Consider the following 17,674-nt stretch of genomic DNA (forward strand, 5'->3'; position numbering starts at 1 on the left):
CAGTTTCATTAACGGTTAGTTATCATATCGTATATATTAGATGCAAAAAAGACATCATGAAGCCCCAGTCCAATATTATACGACAAAATTCGCTCCTTATCATTTTCCCGGCCACGGCATGTTCCATCAAGTACATCTCCTATCTCATTAAACCGTTTAAATTGATTGAAATACTGGAAGCTTCTAACGTGCTCAGTATCGTCAGCAAAAACCTTATCAAAAAACAGATCACAATTTTGAAAGCCACGCGTGTGCACCGGAACCAACAATATACCGGGTTTAAACAATGCATCGTTTCCTATTAAAAGTCCATCCGCATCAGTGATACAGGACACCAAGACATCCGCATCTTCCACTAATTCCTCCATCGTATCCACAACGCTAAAAACGACATTTCCAAATGTTCTAAAATAGTCAATGAAATACTCTGCCTGATCTTTATAACGAAATAAAACGACTTGAAATATTTCATCCGGGAAACTGCTCAATAGACAAAGCAATGTCGCTCTTGCCGTATTTCCCAATCCGATGAAAGAATATTTCCGGGCGGAAGAAGAACGCAGCGTTTTAATTGCCAACGTAGCTACCGCCCCTGTGCGCATGCTTGTTATCCAATCCGCATTTATCAACGCCAGCAACTCTCCATTTGCACTATTGTAAAGCAGTATATCACTACTTAAAGAAGGGGTTCTACCCAATATACGAGACACTACTTTAACACCGAACCGCTCTTTATCCGAAGGGAGCAAACAAGGCATAGTAGTAAAAAAATCATTTCCTGCAGGGTGCACGGAAACTTTTGCCGGCAATTGGCTATCCTTTTTCATCCGGAAACTTTGTGTAACCCAATCCACACACAAAGAAGGAGAAATAAATAAATTTTCTATTTGCTGGGAATCGATAGTAATCATATTCTGTTATTTATAACGCTCAGCGCGTCAATCAGTCGGTTGTTGTCTTTCTCACTCCGTACCGCAATACGGATATAATTTCCACCATTAAATGCCGATTTCGCAGAACAGTCTTTTATAAGAATATTATGCCGTTCAAGCAACAACCGGGTTAGCTCCCCGGCACTATAGTCAGAAATAATCTCACATAAAAAATAATTGGCTTGCGAAGGGATAACCCTCAGATAAGGAATTTGCTGCAACAAGCCCCAAAAACGTTCCCGTTCCACAACAAACTTCTTACAAGCCCTCTGATAATCATCTTCGTATTTGCCAAAGATTTGCATATAAAATTCGGCAAACGAATTGATATTCCAGATAGCTACATCTTTTCTAATGCTGTCAATCAGTCTGGTGTCAGAAGTAGCAAGTACCCCTAAACGAAGTCCGGGCACACCATAAGATTTTGAAATACTCTTTATTATAATAAGATGTCCATTCTTTTCCAGAATATCATTTGAGAGAAGCGAGTTCAGCTTGCCTTCTGTAGAAAAGTCAACAAATGACTCATCAATAATCAACCGGATATTTTTGCGCTGAGTCCACCTTATCAGATTCTGCACATCCGGTATAGATATAAAATTGCCCGAAGGATTATCCGGATTAATCAACAACAACGAAGAGACAGGCTTATCTTCAAAAAAAGCTTGAAGTTCCTCAACCGTATAAGTAAAATCTTTATTATTCGGAACATATGGAATCACCGTCCGATTATCCAACCGGTTAGGATATTCCTCAAAAGTGGGAAATACCACACCTATGTTACCGCTAAGCTTTTCCATCAGACTTTTAATTAATTCGGCGGCGCCATTACCTACACAAGCAAATCTTTGTTTTATACCAAAATACTTAGCAATCAAAAGACTGTTGACATTCATCCCCGACGGATATTCCGTCAATAAAATATCAAAATTAGCTTTCATTTCCTCCCGCATACGACGAGTAGGGAAATAAGGATTAACCAAATAACAGAAGTCTAAAAGATTAGGGAAGCGCCAATATCCTCCAAAACGTTTCTGATAAAGCGATACTTGTTTTCCAGAAGGAGCAAAAAGAGATTCGGCAATATCCAAGTCCTGAACATCATCTATCTCATACCATTTCTGTCCGGTCAGTGGAAGGGCCTTCAAATCGCAGTTATCCAGCAACGTTATAACACGCAGCACCTGCTCGTAATATTCATTATTGCCCAACGCTTTAGTATAGGCCTCCAGGAACGGAACATAATGTGTCGTTAAGAACTCTTTACTGAATTTATAAACATTCGTAGTTTTATAGTATTGTTCCGCATCACTGTATTTAAATGCTTTCTTCGGTATGAAGTTTACAATGTTATTTTCATCATCCAAACGCACCATTGTACCGTCCATCCAAGTTTCATACTTATCCACCAAAGCTAAATTAGGATAAGGATTGTCCAAGATCAGACGAAATAAAGAGTCTTCAAAAATCAAGTCCGATTCTATCAATAAAGTATCATCTTTCTGCAATTCTTCCTTTGCCAAAGATAAAGAATATATATTATTCGTTTTATCATAAATCTTATTCTCTATATATTCTATGGCAAGTCCATTATAGGTATTTCCTAAAAAAGCCCTCAGTTCTTCTCCCTTATACCCTATTACAATAATGATCCGCGTCAGGGGTAAAGAAGACAGTTGAGTTAAAACACGCTCTATTAAAGTTATTCCATTAACTTTAATCATACATTTTGTATTGTTCTTTGTCAGTTCGCCCAGACGTTTTCCCATCCCGGCAGCCAGAATAACTGCTTGCATGTTTATATTTTAAATATTAATACGTTATAACTTTAAAAGGATAAGAAATCCAATGAATGCAAAAGTCGAGTTTTTTTATAACATGAGCAAATTCTATGCATTAATCTTAATTGAAAGTCAATAATTTTAAAAGCATGAAGAGCACATTATCTATTTTTTCCCAGATATTCGTTTCAACATCAAGGACGCCAATCTTTTTTCTTAAAATAGAAATTGAAAAAGTAGTATGGCTTCCAGAAATAAACAATTTTCCTCAAACGTTTATAACACCGAGGCTCTATCTCTTCTTTCGACAAATAAAGCAAAATTTTCAACTTTTGCCTCATATCCTCAATCGGTTCCCGAAAATACATCACTTTGGTCATCGACAGAATCTGTTTGAATAAAGCAAAACAGATATTTATAATTCTCGTCAATTCAACATAAAGTTCTTTTCCCTCGAACAAAGCCTGTTCTTTTATAAATTGTATCCGTGCAAACTCTGACAAAAAATGATGATACAAGTTCATAGGCTTAACAGTATGGCAAATACTTCCCTGGCGTTCTACATAAAAATAAAACGCTTTGTCAACCCATGCTATCCTCTGACACAGAAGTATACATTGATGCATCGCCGCCCTATCTTCATAAAGAACTCCCTCGGGAAAAAGAAATGAATCAAACAGCTCCCTCTTAAACAGCTTCGTACAAGCCGAACAGCTCATTTTCTCCTGCATCATTTCCTTTAAAACTTCACGTTGAGAACACAGATGAACCTCCCCGGAGTTAGGATAGGGAGAGTCAGTGTGCATATCCGGATATTCATAACAAAAATTACAATACGTCATATCAGCCTGATTCCGTACCAATGCATCAACCATTTCCTCATACATAGTGGAGGATATATGATCATCACTATCAATAAAACCTATATATTCAGATGTTGCTTCTTTAATACCGGCATTGCGTGCCGTCGAAAGATCTGCAACAGGCAAATGGAGAACTTTGATACGCGAGTCAAGCTTAGCATATGCGTCGCACATTGCAGGAGAATCGTCTGTTGAAAGATTATCTACCAGAATTATTTCAATATCTTTCAAAGACTGGTCTCTCACTGACTCTACACACTTGCGAAGATAATCTGCAGTATTATGAACCGGAATAATAACACTTACTATACTCATTTCCAAACCCTTTTCTATGCATAAATGCATTTAGTTACAACAAAAATACAAATAAATATCCGCCTTGACAAGTTTACAAAAATATTTCTTATATTTGTCGAAAATCCAAGCTACTAATGTCAAAAAAGAATATTTTAATTACAACCTCGGTTTTTCCATACCCACTTAACTCAGGAGGAGCACAAGCCCAGTATCATATGATTAATGCTCTTCGAAAAAAAATGCAAATCTCTTTTGCATACGTTTCTACAAATATAAAAAATGAAACGGCTTTAAAAAAAGAGTGGCCTGATGTAAAATTTCATCCTTATCAAGAGCAGCGCCCTTGCTGGCTCATCAGAAAATACAGAAAGAAAATAAAAAAGCTATACAAAAAGATTGATAATAACAGGACTATTATAAATCCTTACCTATCTCATTCTTTCGAGGGAGCTATCGATTATGGCTTTGTCCGTTTTTTGCAACAAGTAATAAATGAAAATAACATTGAGATTATACAATTTGAATTTGCAAATTCCCTGAATCTGGCATTTGCATTCCCCGACATTAAACGCATCTATGTGCAACACGAGATCCACTTCATCCGTAACCTAAGATTCATTAAAGACGTAAAATCCTTATCATCACAAGATTACTACCAATTCAATATGTTAAAGCAGCAAGAGTTGACAGCAATGAACGCATGTACGGGCATCATTACGTTAACAGAGACAGACAAGAACATCCTGAACGAAGAAGGAGTCATCCGGCCCATATTCGTATCACCGGCTATCATTCCTTCTCCTGCTGAAATCTCGGCAGATTACAAATTTTCCAATAGTCTGATTTTCATCGGAGGAGACCAGCACCAGCCTAACTACGAAGGAATTATGTGGTTTCTCGACAATGTATGGAATGATATATTAAAAGAGAAACCTCAAACTACTCTATTCATTATAGGAAAATGGAGAAAGAGAAACCAGAAAATGATCCGTCAGACATATAAGCAGGTTGAAATGACCGGATTTATCCCTTCTATCAGCCCTTACAGCAGCCACTCAATCATGATCGTACCTATACTTACCGGTAGCGGAATGAGAATGAAGATTATAGAGGCCGCCAACAATGGCATACCATTCGTCACCACTCAAGTCGGAGTAGAAGGGCTGACATTTGAGAATGGAAAAGACTGCTACATAGAGAATACACACAGCGCTTTCGCTCAAAGCACACTCGCCCTCATGAACGATCCTAATACTCAATTGACATTCAGAACTAATGCTTTTAAAAAGATAAAAGAAGCATATGATACCGACAAACTAATAGAGCAAAGAATGAATGTATATCAACAAATTTGAGAATTATCATTCCACCGTCATCCTATCTCCATTCATCCGCTCCATGTACTGCTGAATGATGGCTTTCAGCTCAAGTTCCATAGCTCCTTGCTGTGGTACTTGACCAACCAAGTTTTCTTTCAACAGCTTATCTGTTTTAAAGGCATAAACAGCTACCGTTTTCTCACCGTCGAACTGCAACATATAATCGCCTTTAAAATATTGGTAAATGCCATTATTGTAATTTACCGCATAAGTATCTTCAGCAGGCGTATTCAATAAATCACACCCAAAAGAGACGTAAGGCTTGTCATACCCAAGATAACTCAGTACTGTCGGCATGATATCGATTTGCTGTGCTATGGCATCTCTATATCCTTTTAAATCACCATCCGGAGTATAGAAAATAATAGGAACGGCATAACGGCCGTAATCTGTCCAATATTCAGGATGTTCTGTCTGATTGGTGTGATCGGCAGTCAGCACAAATAATGTATTTTCAAACCATGATTCTTTAGAAGCTTTTTCAAAAAAGAGTTTCAGAGCATTATCCGAATAACGAATACACTTATGTATTTCAAGAGTACCATCCGGAAAAACCCCTTTGTAACGATCCGGAATTACATAAGGGTGATGTGACGAAGCAGTAAAAATACCCGCAGAAAAAGGTTGGGGAAAGCTGCTCATCTTATCAGCAAAGAACTGTAGAAATTCTTCATCCCAAATAGCCCAGTTCCCATCAAAATCATCATCATTCCCATACTCCTCACGCCCGAAATAATCAGGATATCCCACTGCACGTGCATAAGCCTGAAAGCCCATAGAACCGTCTCTCGCACCATGGAAAAAAGCAGTATAATATCCCTTCTTCTTGAGTTCACCACCAACACTCGACAATTTATTCAAGGAGGCAGGAGTCAGAAAAAAGGGTTCTACAAAACGCGGTATTCCCGATAGAATAGAGGGCAGACCATCAATGCTCTGTTGCCCGTTGGCAAAAGAATATTTATAAACAAGACTTTCGGAAACCAAAGAATCCAGAAAAGGAGTGTAACCTTTGTAATTTCCATCCTCAAGCTCTTTATTCAGAGAACCAAAATACTCCTTACCGAAACTTTCCAGCACAAGTACCACCACATTTTTGGAGCGAAAAGTCACACTGTCAGCCGGTACATGAACGGGAGTGAACAGCGCGGTCATCTCCGCCTCATCCGCGAAATAATCGGGAACGACAAATGGTTTCTTTCCGATAGTACGGAATATCGAGAAAGGGGTATTCAATACAATGGCAGTTTCTGCCGGCCGGTTTACATACTGATTGGCATTACTGATTGTAATAGGTCGCACATCCCTTCCTATTCCCCCGCGCATTCCAAAAACACACAAAGGGATAAATGCTACCAACACGATTAAATAAGTCAAGTAATACGTCACCAGCCGATGCTGTGTATTTACCTTCGGAGTGCGATAAAGTTTAAACAACGCATATCCGAAAGCCACAGCTATCAAGACCAGATACCAATGTCGTACCAATTCAATGCCAAAAATCCCCGCCAGATTATCTTCATTGGCAAATTGACTGAAAACAGAAGTAGTAGTACGTCTGTTGGAATACTGAAAATAAACCGTATCTACCAGATTCATTATAATCATTACCATATTGGTAATGACGAATATCCACTTCACAACAGATTGATATTTAGGATTCTCTTTATAATGAAACGGAAAAAGAACCAACAGAATATAAAGGGCATTAGTATAAAGAATAGCCGACGTATCAAAAACCAAACCTCCGCGAAACATTTCCCAAAAATGCGAGAAAGTCAAATCGGTAAAATAATTATGATTCACCCAAATAAACAACAACCGACACAAGCTAAAGCTCACGTATATTAACAACAAATTGACAATAAGAGCCAAAGGCGCTGAAAATATCGTCTTAAAACTGTTCTTCATCTTCTTCTCTCCTAACATTAAATGGAAATTCATTTTTCTTCAAAATTTTCGGCACATTCTTTCTTTTTGTGCTTAAACACCCAGCGAAGTAACAAAAAATTAATCGGAACTGCAACTGCCAATACCAATATAGGAGCTAATATCCGCGAAATTCCGATATATAAAAAGAAATTAAACAAAAACATGTGAATTAAGTAATTGACAAGATGACTCCCTCCAAAACCAATTACTTTCTTAATAGACGGTGCACTGTGGAAAGTCAAATAAGCCGTCAGAAAGAAATTACACACCAAACTTATCAAATAACCGGTCGTATAAGCTACGTTGACATTAATATATACCTGTAACAAATAATAAATCCCGTAATGAATTCCGGCAGCAATCGTTCCAACAAAACAAAAACGGATAAACTCAAACAGTTTTTCTTTATCTTTCAACATTCTATCTTACTTTCTCCGATCTCGATGTAATTTCTAAAACACATCTCATACGATAATTTAAACCAGATAATGGCACAGGGCAACGCTTTCAACGCATAGGGTTGTACAAATTCCTTCCGCAAATAGGCAGGAAACAGATCGGAAGGTGAAAAGCTGGTCAATATAAAAGCAAAAACCATCAGTGCAATATCCCACTTCGAACGCTTCCAAGGAACAGACCAATACCAGATACCAACCCCGACAAAAGCAATAATATAGGTACTGGATTCACTTCCGGTGCTGAACAAAACAACAAATAATAACACGGATGCCAGCAATGCATAGCGAAATGCCTTATATTTATACTGAGCAATACGGAGATAAGGCAATCCAAAAATGATAAGTCCACCGAGTATAAGCCACAAATCGGAATAAGAGGCGCATCCGGAAATTTTACGCACCATGCCAAGCAGAGAGATGTTTTGTCCGCCGGAAAATATATTTTCGGCATTCTTGGCAGACAGGCTATCCCACCATCCTACATATTGGGAAATGATATAATCCGGACTACTGATAGCCATAGGAGCAACAAACATAACCAACGCCCACCCCAACAAAGCAAGGAGAAATTTCACCTTATGCTTGGAAAAGAAGAAAAAGGCCAGTCCGACAATACCATACAGCTTTACAAAAGTGCCCAACATAATAAAGCACGCCGCCCAAATATCCTTCTCTTTCTCTATACAATAGAACGTAGCTACAATAATGGCTGCAATAGCAATATTAAACTGCGACATAAACAGGGCAGTCAGCAACTCATGTGCGCAAAACCAATAAAGAAATATCCGTTTCCGGTCGGAAAAAGGTAATTTACGTATTGCATAATACAAAGACAGGGACAAAACGATCAACCAGAAAAACAGCCCCCACCGTACAGGAAGCATTGCAAACGGTGCAATCACCAAACTAAAAAAAGGTCCATAATGATTCGTATCCCAATACTCATCATAAGCTACATATAACGGTAACTGCTCGATAGTATGCCAATATACATATCTGAATATCAGAAAATTATTATGTTTCGACAATTTCAGGAGAGTGGCAATGACCGGCAATAGCAACCATAGCCCAAAAAGAGTACGATAATCACTAAAAAACGGTTTTTGTAAAAACAGGTAAAGTCGTTGCACTTGTTTCATAAAATACTCTTATTTCAATAATTATTTCGATGACGTATCTTGGAGTTTACTCTTCTTATCACACAAAAGTGTTTCAATGTTATAGAGGGGACGATTCTTGACCTCAATATAGATTTTACCTATATACTGCCCTATAACCCCTATGGCTAAAAGCACAATGCTACCGATAAACCACAAAGACAGCATCATAGAAGTCCATCCGGGAACCGTAGCATGTTCCCAATAAGACAGCAAGATATACACGGTCATGACAATACTGATAAACAGGAAGAAAAATCCGGCTCCTAAAATTAATGAAATAGGTTTGGTGGAAAAAGAAGTAATGCCATCCATTGCCAAAGCCAACATTTTCTTCAGCGTATATTTTGACTTACCGGCCGTACGCTCACTAATAGCATCGTCTACCGTGGTCGACTTATAACCAATCAACGGAACAAGCCCCCGCAAATACAAATTCCGTTCCTTAAAATGCGAGAGCTGCTCCAGAGCCCGACGGCTCATCAAGCGAAAATCAGCATGGTTATGAATGGCTTTCACTCCCAACGAACGCTGCAACTTATAAAATACAAGAGCGGTATTCCTCTTCATGAAGGAGTCGGCATCACGCGATATCTTCACACCATATACAATATCATATCCCTCATTGTAACGATCCACCATTTCTTCAATAGCCTTCAAGTCATCCTGCAAATCGGCATCGATCGTTATCACAGCATCACACATGTCTTTTGCCGTCATCATTCCCGCCATTATAGCATGCTGATGGCCTACATTTCCAGCCAGGTTCACCCCATAGACATAAGGATTCACTTCGAACAAATGAGAAATGATCTCCCATGTGTTATCCCGGCTTCCGTCATTGACAAAAAGAATGAAACTATCCGCATCTATTTTCTTCTTTGCAACGAGATCATCCATCAAGACAGTCAGACGTCCGGCCGATTCCGCCAGAACTTCATGTTCATTATAACAAGGGGCTACAATACCTAATTTCATAATCTTACCGTATTTATAGATTCTGTCGCTTCTCTCTGGCAAATTCAGAATAGGTGACAAATTTCTCTCCTGTCGATTTAAAATAACAGATCAAGTCATTCAGACGCTTCTCCATGCCTTTTCCCGAATGGTTACGAATAATAAAGGGCATTTTAAGCTCCGGATGCTCTCCCAGAGGATAAAATTCCCAAGGATGAAAGTAAGTGACAAAATATCCGTCATGCCGCAATGTGCGACGACATAACCAACGATACAATCCGGCAGGCAAATTATGACAAGAAAGCCAAAACAGAGGAAAACGCAACCAAGGAGTCACAGAAGCGGGTATCTGCAATACCCCCTCTTTCATGAAACAGGTACGAGGCTCTGTCAAGTGCATATAACGCCCGGGAATAAAAGCCGGATTCAAAGAAGAATTATACAAATACCCTTGCCGGGCTATCTCACTCTCAGACACCGGAAACATACGCGGCTGACGATAACCATAGATAGTACATGCCGTTAACTTCTCTAAGACTTGTTTGGAACGGGCCACATCCTCCGGTTTCGGATTCCAATGGTCACAGCCATGTGCAGCAATTTCGTGCCCTTCATCGATTATACGCTTCATCACTTCCGGGGCATTCTCTGCAAAATTCGTGGTACAAAAGAAAGTCGCTTTCACGTCATTACGCAACAAACAGTCCAAGATACGATTTGTCCCGTAGACTGATACTTTCATAGCCTCATCCAATGGATAATCTACCCCATGCTCACGGGGAACATCAAATTCTTCTGTATCAAAACTTAGCAATATCATTACACTCGCTGTTTTTATTTGCAAAGTTACATTTTTTTTATGGAACTCACCCAAAATATTATCTATTAAAAAGAATGACAGATAAATGTACCTGAATATTGGGTACAAATAATTATCTTTGGCAATAAAATAAAGATAATCTGTTCAACTCATATACAAACTGATCATGATGATAGGTTTCGATGCAAAACGCGCCGCACAGAACAAAACCGGCTTAGGCAATTACAGTCGCTTCGTCATTGAAGCATTGACCCGGTTTGCACCCAATGAACGCTATTTACTCTATATTCCCAATCCGAACCGGACTTCTTCGCTAAACGGAATAGAAAAAGCGAACAACGTGGAACTGCGTTATCCTCAAACCACATTCTGGAAAAAATTCCGCTCACTCTGGCGGGTATGGGGAATTACTTCCGATATTGAAAAAGAAAATATCCGTCTTTTTCACGGATTGAGTAACGAACTCCCTTTGAATATCCGTAAAGCGGAAAACACACGAAGCATTGTCACAATCCACGACCTTATCTTTTTAAGATATCCTGAATATTATCACTATATCGATCGCAAAATATATGCATACAAGTTCCGTAAAGCCTGTCAGAATGCCGACCGGATCATCGCAGTCAGTGAATGCACCAAACGGGATATCATATCTTTCTTTCATATTCCCGAAGAAAAGATCGATGTTGTTTATCAAGGATGTGATGCACAATTCAAGCAAACAGTACCCGAAAATACAAAGGAGGAAATCAGAAGAAAATACCAGCTTCCACAACGCTATATTTTATATTTAGGAAGCATTGAAAGCAGAAAAAATCTGTTATTGATAGCCAAGGCATTGCTACATATCCAAGAGCCGATAACCGTTATCGCCATTGGCAAACGGACACCGTATGCGGAAACCGTAGAAGATTTCTTAAGAAAGAACCACCTGGAAAACCGGATGCGTTTATTAAGCAACATTCCTTTCAAAGAATTACCCGCTTTCTATCAGATGGCAACCACTTTCGTATATCCCTCCTTCTTTGAAGGATTCGGAATACCTTTACTGGAAGCATTAAACAGCGGCGTACCGGCAATCGGCGCCACAGGTTCCTGTCTGGAAGAAGCCGGCGGCCCCCATTCCATATACATACATCCCGAAGACGATAAAGGGCTGGCAAAAGCCATAGAGCAGACATTAACCGATCAATCGCTCAGAGAAAGAATGATAAAGGAAGGGAAAAAGTACGCATTATTATTCGAAGAAGAAAAGCTCACTAAAGACCTTTTAAACGTGTATAGAAAAACAATCTAATCAAGTCTCACCCGTTTACTTTCTTCATCGTATCGTCGATTGAACTCTTCGCGGGTACGTTTCCAACGGTTATGAGTCCACAACCAATATTGCGGAGCTTGTTGAATTGTTCTTTCCAACTCTCTGAAATACAATTCCGTCAGTTGAAACTCTTCCAACTGACGAGGGTCGTGAGCAACCTTCTTCAACCGACATACATAATACCCACGCTTCACACGGACAATATCCGCATAATAGACCACAAAATCCACCTGTCGCGCTATGCGTTCCGCACCCGTCAGTACCGGTGTGTCATGATTCAGAAAATTTGTCCAATAATGAATGTTGTTCCAAAAAGGAGTCTGATCCGATATAAACCCGATAATCATCTTTTTTCCTTCACGGCGATAGGAGATTATTTTACGGAGTGTCTCTGCCATCGGGATATTCACAGCCTGAAAACGACTACGGACACGCACAAAAAGATCATTGAAGGTCTTATTCTCCAACACATGATAAATTTGTCCTAATACAACTTTTTCTTTATCAAAATGCAAGGGAAGCGAAGTGATCCACTCCCAATTACAGTAATGCCCCAGGTAAACACAACACGAACGCCCCTCTTCAAAAGCAGCTTTTACGTCTTCCACTCCTTCAAACCTCATCCGCTTCCGCATCTGCTTTTCACTAATTGTAAAAAGCTTTATCGTTTCCATCAAATAATCACAGAAATAAGAATAAAACTTCTTTTCAATCCGAACAATCTCTTCAAGGCTTTTCTCCGGAAATGAGTCTACCAAATTTCGGCGTACCACTTTCCTGCGGTATCGAATACAGTAATAAAGAGGGAAATAAAGTAAATCTGAAAAAAAATAAAGTACTCGCAACGGCAAAAGAGAAACAACAAACCAAAAAGCAAAAATCAGATAGTATAATAAAGATTCCATGTAATCAAACAATGTATTTCAAACGGTTATCTCTGAACAATATTCCTAATCAACCAACATACCTTCTATCTTCTGTATGATCTGCTCGGGCTTAATATTCCGCATACACGCATAATCCTTGCGAAAACAGGTTTTCTGCCCGTATACCGAACAAGGACGACAGGAAAGATCGAGTTGTACCGTATTGGTAGGCAACTGTTTCCATCCCATAAATCCGGCGTAAGGGTGAGTCGCTCCCCATACCGAGACAACCGGCGTATTCACCAATGAAGCCAGGTGCATGTTGGCAGAATCCATAGAAAGCATTACATCCAGATGACTCATGAGATTCAGTTCGGTGCTTATATTCAGCTTACCGATCATCGATACTACAGTCGGGTATTTCAATATCCACGAGTCAAAAACCTCCTGTTCACTCCTTCCTCCCCCAAAAAGGAATACCTTTACATCGGGGCGACCGGCAAAATGAGCTACTACCTGTTCTTCCAATTCTATAGGATATATTTTGCCTTCATGTTTGGCAAAAGGAGCAATACCAATCCACTTTATCCCATCACCTTTAGGTCCCGTCACCGGCTCTATCAAAGAAAAGTCTCCTTTTCCCTCACCATAGATCGAGGTAAAATTCAATAAAACCGGAAAGCCTAACTTCTCCAAGACATCGGCATAACGCCTGAAAGAACTTTTCTGATTCTCTAATACTTTATCATGACGGCGTACCAGTTTCTTTTTTCCTTTACGCCCTTTATCAATGGATGCTACCGGTATTCCAGACATCCGGAATCTTAGACAAAGATATTTCGTACGCAGAACATTATGAAAATCAGCCACATAATCAAAATGTTGCTTTTTCAACTCTGAATACAATGTATTCAATCCCCATAATCCCCGGTGCTTACCGGTCAGATCGGCACTCATAAAATGCACATTGGCAGGCAATCCCTGAAAAAGCGGTTGCAAAACCGCACGGCTCAATACGGTTATTTCATGTTGAGGATATTGAGCCGCCAGCGAATAGACCACCGGAATAGTCATAGCGACATCACCGAGCGCAGAAAAACGAATTACAAGAATACGGGACATTTCTTATTTTTTAGCATAAAGCACCGGATTCAAAGCCGGATCATTATACATCTTCATCTGTTTGTATACTTTCATATATTTCCTTCCGGCCTCAATATCTGCCAACAACTGGTCGATCGCCGTTGAAAGGTCTTTTTTCTGTTCCAGCAAGATAGCAAGCTTCACCTGACACTGGTCATGATGCTCTTTTGTTGTATCCGTGCGTTCCACTTCCTGTTGCATGTGATAAATTTTCAATGCAAGAATAGAAAGGCGGTCTATTGCCCAAGCCGGACTTTCCGTATTGATCGTTGCATCCGGTAGAGCAAGCACTTCTTTATACTTATCAAGGAAATAGCTGTCGATCAACTCTACCAGATCCGTACGGTCCTGATTGGATTTATCAATTCTACGCTTCAGTTTCAATGCCTCCACCGGATCAATCTGGGGATCACGTATAATATCCTCAAAATGCCATTGCACGGCATCAATCCAGTTCTTCAGATACAAATAATATTCTATCGACTTCAGCTCGTAAGGATTGTTCATCGGAGCGTCTACACTGTCCGTAATATGATAATCGTTAGTCGATTTCCAAAAGATGTCATTGCAAAGGTTACTAAATGTCATAATCTTAACTTGCTTATATATATGTACAATAAGACAAAGCTAAAGAATATTTCTCACACAAGCAACCCTTTCTTACTTTTTTATTCTATCTTTGCTTGTCTCTAAAGAAAAATGTATATGAAAATTATTGTAGACAACAAAATACCCTACATACAAAAAGCCATTGAGAGAATCGCCGATGAAGTGGTATATATTCCCGGAAAAGACTTCACTCCGGAACTGGTCCGCGATGCGGATGCATTAATTATCCGTACACGGACACATTGCAACCGCGAGTTATTGGAAGGCAGCCAAGTGAAGTTTATTGTAACTGCTACCATCGGCTTCGATCACATCGATACGGAATACTGCCGGAAAGCCGGCATCACATGGGCCAATGCTCCGGGATGTAACTCTGCCTCCGTAGCACAATATATAGAGTCTGTACTTGCCCTTCTCAAACTCGTAAAAGGAAAAGAACTTCACAAAATGTGTATAGGCATCGTGGGAGTAGGAAATGTAGGAGGCAAAATCATCGACGTTGCTCAAAAACAAGGTATGCGAGTGTTACTAAACGACCTTCCCAGAGAAGAAAAGGAAGGGAACACGAACTTCTGTTCACTGGAGCGAATTGCCCGGGAATGCGATGTGATAACTTTTCACGTCCCTTTATATAAAGACGGGAAATACAAGACTTTCCATCTGGCCGATGAAGTTTTTTTCCGGTCATTAAAGCGTAAACCGGTTATCATCAACACCTCTCGCGGAGAAGTGATAGAAACCCAAGCACTGTTAAATGCCCTGCAGAATGGTTATATTTCCGAAGCCATTATCGATGTCTGGGAAAACGAACCGAATATAAACCTCGAACTATTAAATAAGGTAATGATAGGCACTCCCCATATTGCCGGTTATTCGGCAGACGGAAAAGCCAATGCGACCCGCATGTCATTGGACTCTCTTTGCCGGTATTTCGGAATAAAAACAACATATAACATTACTCCCATACAACCGGAAAACCTCGCGATACAAGCGGCAACCACGGAAGAAGCATGGTTGAAAATATATGATCCGCAACAAGACAGCAACAGGCTGAAAGCCCATCCCGAACAATTCGAACAGCTCCGGGGAGACTATCCCCTAAGAAGGGAAAAAGAGGCCTATCATATAAGCATAAGCTAAAACGTCCATATTTGCCGTATTTTTTGAACTACTATATTAAAACCAACCATAACCTATTTAAATTTCAGAAATCATGAAAAAAATTCTTTTATTTACTTTTCTTCTTTTGTGTACTCTCCCGGTAAGTAGCAAAAAGGCGGGGGAATTTACTGTTTTGCAATGGAATATCTGGCAGGAAGGAACATCTGTGCCAGGTGGCTATGAAGCAATCATTAATGAAATCGTTCGTCTGAAACCGGATTTCGTCACATTCAGTGAAGTCAGAAATTATAAGAATAGCAACTTCAGTGCCCGAGTCCTGTCTTCATTGCGTGAAAAAGGCATGACTTATTACTCTTTTTACAGCTACGACAGTGGCTTATTGAGCAAACATCCCATTACGGATTCCCTGACTGTATTTCCCGAGAAGGAGGATCATGGCAGCATTTACAGATTGTTATCTACCGTAAACGGACATAAAGTGGCCATTTATACGGCTCATCTGGATTATTTGGATTGCGCATATTATAATGTACGCGGATACGACGGTTCTACTTGGAAAGAAATAGCCAGACCACGAACAGTAGAAGAAGTTCTAAAGGTCAATACTGATTCACAACGTGATGATGCGATTCGCTTATTTATTGAACAGGCACGTAAAGATATAGCAGAAGGATACAGCATCATTTTGGGTGGTGACTTCAACGAACCTTCCCATCGTGACTGGGTGGAAGCAAACAAAAATCTGTACGACCATAATGGCATGGTAATCCCCTGGACAGTAACCACTCTGCTCGAAGATGCAGGATTCATTGACAGCTATCGCGAAATTTATCCTAACCCACTCACCCATCCCGGATTTACTTATCCATCGGACAACCCTTTAAAAACTCCCGAAAAACTCACATGGGCTCCCAAAGCCGACGAACGGGACCGGATTGATTTCATCTTTTATCAAGGGAAAGGCCTTCAAGCAGAAAAGGCGGTTATATTCGGCCCTAAAGGTTCTATCGTACGGAGCCAAAGAGTAGAAGAAACGTCAAAAGATCAATTCCTCACTCCCAAAAACGTATGGCCAACCGACCATAAAGGATTACTGGTTACCTTCCGTTTTAAGAAATAAAAAAACAAGAAGAGTCGCAACTGTTCAGAGGAAGAAGATGTAGATCATTAATAGTCAATCATGTAAGCATGTGCACTTGAGATTATCAGGCTTCTTCTTATATCAGCCATAAATTCATATTATTAAAACACCCGGATGTTGTCATGCACAACATCCGGATGTTTTTTGTAGGAACATGGGGATGTTGTTATTTCCCAAGTATTGTCCTCTCTATTATTAAAGGATAATGTTTATACTCCAAAGAGTGTACCTTCTGTGCCACATCAATTGCAGAGTCATCCGGCAGTACCGGACACTTCGCCTGAAAGATAGTATCACCTTCATCATAATGTTCATTAATATAATGTATAGTAATTCCGCTTTCTGTCTCTCCGGCAGCAACCACCGCCTCATGTACACGATCGCCGTACATCCCCTTTCCACCAAATTTCGGAAGCAGAGCAGGATGTATATTTATAATTTTATCGGGATAAGCATGCAAAAGTCTCTCCGGAACACGTATCAAAAAACCGGCCAGAACAATAAAATCAATATGATATTCATGCAACAAAGCAAGAATCTGCTCACCGGAGACCCAATCTTCCTTCAGAAACACCTCTGAGGGCACCTGTAACCGATGTGCACGCTCTAAAACATACGCATCGCTTCTGTTAGAAAGCACCAACGCCACCCTAATCAAATCATTCTCTTGGAAATACCGGATAATATTTTCGGCATTCGTGCCGGAACCGGAAGCAAAAATTGCGATGTTTTTCTTCATAATCAGCTTATTCTATGCACAAAACAGTGAAAAATGTGCAAAAGATTGCATTTATTTAATCAAATATTTGCGCAGAACGATAAATATTTATTCCTTTGCACCGCAAAATTAAAGAAATAAAACTATTTATTAATTAAAAACTTAAAGTTATGTCTGAAAT

General features: G+C 39.7%; 16 protein-coding genes. 4 read left to right on the plus strand and 12 right to left on the minus strand.

From position 1 onward, the window contains the following. Nucleotides 1–8: 8 nt before the first annotated feature. The 3 genes from QVP90_RS04760 to QVP90_RS04770 form a co-directional block, all read right to left on the minus strand. Entirely contained in the window at nt 9–911 is a 903-nt protein-coding gene (locus QVP90_RS04760; protein ID WP_021935794.1) for an ornithine cyclodeaminase, read from the minus strand. Continuing rightward, on the minus strand, nt 908–2,728 hold the full coding sequence (locus QVP90_RS04765; protein ID WP_005927496.1) for an aminotransferase class I/II-fold pyridoxal phosphate-dependent enzyme: 1,821 nt from the start codon (nt 2,726–2,728) through the stop codon (nt 908–910). Before QVP90_RS04765 ends, QVP90_RS04760 begins: the two co-directional genes overlap by 4 nt. A 179-nt stretch (nt 2,729–2,907) precedes the next feature. Beyond that, nucleotides 2,908–3,891, minus strand: coding sequence for a glycosyltransferase family 2 protein (locus QVP90_RS04770; protein ID WP_224203660.1), 984 nt, complete (start codon nt 3,889–3,891; stop codon nt 2,908–2,910). Between the two features lie 221 nt (nt 3,892–4,112). Between QVP90_RS04770 and QVP90_RS04775 the strand changes: the two genes are divergently transcribed. Continuing rightward, complete coding sequence (locus QVP90_RS04775) at nt 4,113–5,228, plus strand: glycosyltransferase family 4 protein (RefSeq protein ID WP_192912596.1); 1,116 nt, start codon at nt 4,113–4,115, stop codon at nt 5,226–5,228. Between the two features lie 6 nt (nt 5,229–5,234). On the opposite strand, the gene QVP90_RS04780 is transcribed toward QVP90_RS04775, so the two are convergent. From QVP90_RS04780 to QVP90_RS04800, 5 genes are read right to left on the minus strand one after another with little or no spacing between them, the layout of a single operon-like run. Further along, nucleotides 5,235–7,196, minus strand: coding sequence for an LTA synthase family protein (locus tag QVP90_RS04780; RefSeq protein ID WP_021935797.1), 1,962 nt, complete (start codon nt 7,194–7,196; stop codon nt 5,235–5,237). Next, nucleotides 7,193–7,603 carry a GtrA family protein gene (locus QVP90_RS04785; protein ID WP_005927505.1) on the minus strand — a complete coding sequence of 137 codons (411 nt, stop codon included), beginning with the start codon at nt 7,601–7,603 and terminating at the stop codon, nt 7,193–7,195. Before QVP90_RS04785 ends, QVP90_RS04780 begins: the two co-directional genes overlap by 4 nt. Beyond that, nucleotides 7,597–8,781: a glycosyltransferase family 87 protein gene (locus QVP90_RS04790; protein WP_021935798.1), complete on the minus strand. Its 1,185-nt coding sequence runs from the start codon at nt 8,779–8,781 to the stop codon at nt 7,597–7,599. The genes QVP90_RS04785 and QVP90_RS04790 overlap by 7 nt, the downstream gene beginning before the upstream one ends. Nucleotides 8,782–8,802: 21 nt before the next feature. Then, complete coding sequence (locus QVP90_RS04795) at nt 8,803–9,780, minus strand: glycosyltransferase family 2 protein (protein ID WP_187373826.1); 978 nt, start codon at nt 9,778–9,780, stop codon at nt 8,803–8,805. 10 nt (nt 9,781–9,790) lie between these two features. Further along, complete coding sequence (locus tag QVP90_RS04800; RefSeq protein ID WP_005927512.1) at nt 9,791–10,576, minus strand: polysaccharide deacetylase family protein; 786 nt, start codon at nt 10,574–10,576, stop codon at nt 9,791–9,793. Between the two features lie 166 nt (nt 10,577–10,742). Between QVP90_RS04800 and QVP90_RS04805 the strand changes: the two genes are divergently transcribed. After that, nucleotides 10,743–11,873, plus strand: a complete 1,131-nt coding sequence (locus QVP90_RS04805; RefSeq protein WP_192917477.1) for a glycosyltransferase family 4 protein — start codon at nt 10,743–10,745, stop codon at nt 11,871–11,873. On the opposite strand, the gene QVP90_RS04810 is transcribed toward QVP90_RS04805, so the two are convergent. Genes QVP90_RS04810 through QVP90_RS04820 form a run of 3 tightly spaced genes read right to left on the minus strand, consistent with a single transcriptional unit; the run spans nt 11,870 to nt 14,491 of the window. Then, nucleotides 11,870–12,799, minus strand: coding sequence for a lysophospholipid acyltransferase family protein (locus QVP90_RS04810; protein WP_021935800.1), 930 nt, complete (start codon nt 12,797–12,799; stop codon nt 11,870–11,872). The two genes, QVP90_RS04805 and QVP90_RS04810, sit on opposite strands and share 4 nt — an antisense overlap. Before the next feature lie 45 nt (nt 12,800–12,844). Then, nucleotides 12,845–13,882, minus strand: a complete 1,038-nt coding sequence (locus QVP90_RS04815) for a glycosyltransferase family 9 protein (protein ID WP_021935801.1) — start codon at nt 13,880–13,882, stop codon at nt 12,845–12,847. Nucleotides 13,883–13,885: 3 nt separating this feature from the next. Beyond that, on the minus strand, nt 13,886–14,491 hold the full coding sequence (locus QVP90_RS04820; protein WP_005927523.1) for a DUF4254 domain-containing protein: 606 nt from the start codon (nt 14,489–14,491) through the stop codon (nt 13,886–13,888). A gap of 117 nt (nt 14,492–14,608) precedes the next feature. Here QVP90_RS04820 and pdxB point away from each other — a divergent pair, with 117 nt between their 5' ends. Both pdxB and QVP90_RS04830 read left to right on the plus strand, forming a co-directional pair. Beyond that, the gene (pdxB, locus tag QVP90_RS04825; RefSeq protein ID WP_021935802.1) at nt 14,609–15,652 is read left to right on the plus strand and encodes a 4-phosphoerythronate dehydrogenase PdxB; all 1,044 of its coding nucleotides are present in this window, start codon (nt 14,609–14,611) and stop codon (nt 15,650–15,652) included. A gap of 73 nt (nt 15,653–15,725) precedes the next feature. Continuing rightward, complete coding sequence (locus tag QVP90_RS04830) at nt 15,726–16,754, plus strand: endonuclease/exonuclease/phosphatase family protein (RefSeq protein WP_005927527.1); 1,029 nt, start codon at nt 15,726–15,728, stop codon at nt 16,752–16,754. Nucleotides 16,755–16,941: 187 nt separating this feature from the next. On the opposite strand, the gene purN is transcribed toward QVP90_RS04830, so the two are convergent. Further along, entirely contained in the window at nt 16,942–17,514 is a 573-nt protein-coding gene (purN, locus tag QVP90_RS04835) for a phosphoribosylglycinamide formyltransferase (protein ID WP_021935803.1), read from the minus strand. Between the last annotated feature and the right edge of the window lie 160 nt (nt 17,515–17,674).

This window comes from Bacteroides sp. CAG:189 (assembly GCF_000432295.1).
Classification (GTDB): Bacteria; Bacteroidota; Bacteroidia; order Bacteroidales; family Bacteroidaceae; genus Bacteroides; species Bacteroides salyersiae.

Bases quoted from the DNA above. Each gene is read 5' to 3' on its own strand.
- purN (WP_021935803.1), bottom strand. From the start codon at position 17,514: ATGAAGAAAAACATCGCAATTTTTGCTTCCGGTTCCGGCACGAATGCC.
- QVP90_RS04780 (WP_021935797.1), bottom strand. From the start codon at position 7,196: ATGAATTTCCATTTAATGTTAGGAGAGAAGAAGATGAAGAACAGTTTT.
- QVP90_RS04760 (WP_021935794.1), bottom strand. From the start codon at position 911: ATGATTACTATCGATTCCCAGCAAATAGAAAATTTATTTATTTCTCCT.
- QVP90_RS04830 (WP_005927527.1), top strand. From the start codon at position 15,726: ATGAAAAAAATTCTTTTATTTACTTTTCTTCTTTTGTGTACTCTCCCG.
- QVP90_RS04790 (WP_021935798.1), bottom strand. From the start codon at position 8,781: ATGAAACAAGTGCAACGACTTTACCTGTTTTTACAAAAACCGTTTTTT.
- QVP90_RS04810 (WP_021935800.1), bottom strand. From the start codon at position 12,799: ATGGAATCTTTATTATACTATCTGATTTTTGCTTTTTGGTTTGTTGTT.
- QVP90_RS04815 (WP_021935801.1), bottom strand. From the start codon at position 13,882: ATGTCCCGTATTCTTGTAATTCGTTTTTCTGCGCTCGGTGATGTCGCT.
- QVP90_RS04805 (WP_192917477.1), top strand. From the start codon at position 10,743: ATGATGATAGGTTTCGATGCAAAACGCGCCGCACAGAACAAAACCGGC.
- QVP90_RS04775 (WP_192912596.1), top strand. From the start codon at position 4,113: ATGCAAATCTCTTTTGCATACGTTTCTACAAATATAAAAAATGAAACG.
- QVP90_RS04820 (WP_005927523.1), bottom strand. From the start codon at position 14,491: ATGACATTTAGTAACCTTTGCAATGACATCTTTTGGAAATCGACTAAC.
- QVP90_RS04770 (WP_224203660.1), bottom strand. From the start codon at position 3,891: ATGAGTATAGTAAGTGTTATTATTCCGGTTCATAATACTGCAGATTAT.
- QVP90_RS04765 (WP_005927496.1), bottom strand. From the start codon at position 2,728: ATGCAAGCAGTTATTCTGGCTGCCGGGATGGGAAAACGTCTGGGCGAA.
- QVP90_RS04785 (WP_005927505.1), bottom strand. From the start codon at position 7,603: ATGTTGAAAGATAAAGAAAAACTGTTTGAGTTTATCCGTTTTTGTTTT.
- QVP90_RS04800 (WP_005927512.1), bottom strand. From the start codon at position 10,576: ATGATATTGCTAAGTTTTGATACAGAAGAATTTGATGTTCCCCGTGAG.
- pdxB (WP_021935802.1), top strand. From the start codon at position 14,609: ATGAAAATTATTGTAGACAACAAAATACCCTACATACAAAAAGCCATT.